The organism is Inquilinus limosus MP06 (assembly GCF_000767795.1).
GTDB classification, from domain to species: Bacteria; Pseudomonadota; Alphaproteobacteria; order DSM-16000; family Inquilinaceae; genus Inquilinus; species Inquilinus limosus_E.
The window spans coordinates 1-1,713 of record NZ_JANX01000886.1 but is presented as its reverse complement, the minus strand read 5'-3'; the positions used below and the strand labels follow the sequence as shown (position 1 = coordinate 1,713).

Genomic DNA, 1,713 nt, shown 5'->3' with positions numbered 1-1,713 from the left:
GCCGGCGGTGGCGACCACGGCGCCGTCCGGCGCCTCGGCCACCAGCAGGTTGTTCGACAGCAGCTCGCCGGCATAGTCCGGCGCCATGATCAGGTCGACATGCGCCGCGATCTGCGCCGGGCTGTGGATGTCGCCGGCCAGCGCCGCGAAGGAGTCCGCCTGCAGCCGGCGCACGGCGTCGAGATCCGCCTCGCGGATCGGGCGCAGCCGCAGGTCGCCGCTCACGACTCCGCCGGTTCCAGCCGGCGCGCCAGCGGGCCGTCCCGCTCCTCGATGCAGCAGACCAGGTAGTCGCAGGTGATCTCCTCGCCCGCCGCGATGTCGCGCGCCGCCAGGGTCACCGGCCCCGAATTGTCGGTGTTCGGGTCGTCGTCGTGGTTCAGGAAGCGGGCGTCGTCGCCGTTCAGCACATAGCCGCCCGGGAAGTCCGGCGACAGATAGGCGTAGGTGTCGAAGAAGCGGCGCGGCACCTCGGGCAGCGCCGCCACCACGGCCTCCGGCACCACCTTGTCGATCGCCGGCTCGAACCGCCAGATCGGCGTGCCCTTGGCGATCGGCGCCGCGGCGAACACGCCCAGGCCGTGGATCGCGCTCTGCGCGACATAGGTCGGAACCAGGAACATGGGCCCCCGCTCTCGCTCGTTGAATCGCTTATACCCACGGATCGCGGCCGGCCGGAAGGGGCAACACAAGACATTGTCGCGGCATGGGCGGCACGCAGGCCGGGCCGCCCGAGCCATGCGCGGGCCGCAGGGCCATTCCCGCCCCCGCGGGGCTGGTCGAACCCGCCCCCGGCGGCGAAATATGACGGAACCGGTCCAGGAGCCTTGCCCATGTCCGCCCCCCGTCCCGTCGTCGGCGTTCCCGCCTGCGTCAAGCAGCTCGGCGCTCACCCGTTCCACGTCGTCGGCGACAAGTACATCCGTGCGGTGTCGGAGGGGGCGGACTGCCTGCCCCTGCTGATCCCGGCGCTGGGCGGCTGGCACGACATCGACGCGGTGCTGGACCGGCTGGACGGGTTGCTGATCACCGGCAGCGTCTCGAATGTCGAGCCGAAGCATTATGGCGGCGAGGCCAGCGAGCCCGGCACGCTGCACGACCCGGACCGCGACGCCACCACCCTGCCGCTGATCCGCCGGGCGGTCGAGCGCGGCATCCCGGTGCTGGCGATCTGCCGCGGGCTGCAGGAGCTGAACGTGGTCTGCGGCGGCACGCTGCACCAGCATGTCGAGCGCATCCCCGGCCGTGCCGACCACCGCGCCGACGACAGCAAGCCGGTCGAGGTGCAGTACGGCCCGGCCCATCCGGTGGCGCTGGCCGAGGGCGGCGCGCTGGCGGCGCTGTTCGGCAAGGCCGAGACCACGGTCAACACCATCCATGCCCAGGGCATCGACCGGCTGGGCGCCGGCCTCAAGGTCGAGGCGACGGCGCCGGACGGGCAGATCGAGGCGGTGCGGATCGAGGCCGCGCCCTATTTCGGCCTGGCCACCCAGTGGCACCCGGAATGGAGGTTCCGCGAGAACCCGGATTCGGTGGCCCTGTTCGCCGCCTTCGGCCAGGCGATCCGCCGCTACGTCGCCGACCGGGATGGCCGGCGCGCGGCGGCGGAGTAGTTCGGGCCAGTTCCGTTACATGTTGCCTCTCCCGCTTGCGGGAGAGGTCGGAGACGCGAAGCGGCTCCGGGTGAGGGGATTTTGTCGAGGCCTGGGCCAG

The 1,713-nt window shown here is 72.2% G+C and carries 3 protein-coding genes; 1 reads left to right on the top strand and 2 read right to left on the bottom strand.

Features of this window, described 5'->3' with window-relative positions; translation table 11 throughout:
* Positions 1-225 (bottom strand): GNAT family N-acetyltransferase (locus P409_RS33615; RefSeq protein ID WP_034848920.1); only part of this gene is annotated, 225 nt, incomplete at its 3' end.
* Positions 222-623: an SET domain-containing protein gene (locus tag P409_RS33610; RefSeq protein WP_081992176.1), complete on the bottom strand. Its 402-nt coding sequence runs from the start codon at positions 621-623 to the stop codon at positions 222-224. The genes P409_RS33610 and P409_RS33615, both read right to left, overlap by 4 nt.
* A gap of 210 nt (positions 624-833) precedes the next feature.
* Here P409_RS33610 and P409_RS33605 point away from each other — a divergent pair, with 210 nt between their 5' ends.
* The gene (locus P409_RS33605; RefSeq protein ID WP_034848918.1) at positions 834-1,613 is read left to right on the top strand and encodes a gamma-glutamyl-gamma-aminobutyrate hydrolase family protein; all 780 of its coding nucleotides are present in this window, start codon (positions 834-836) and stop codon (positions 1,611-1,613) included.
* Positions 1,614-1,713: the final 100 nt, after the last annotated feature.

What these genes read in the sequence shown, in the direction of transcription:
- P409_RS33610 (WP_081992176.1), bottom strand. Translation starts at nt 623, where the DNA reads ATGTTCCTGGTTCCGACCTATGTCGCGCAGAGCGCGATCCACGGCCTG.
- P409_RS33605 (WP_034848918.1), top strand. Translation starts at nt 834, where the DNA reads ATGTCCGCCCCCCGTCCCGTCGTCGGCGTTCCCGCCTGCGTCAAGCAG.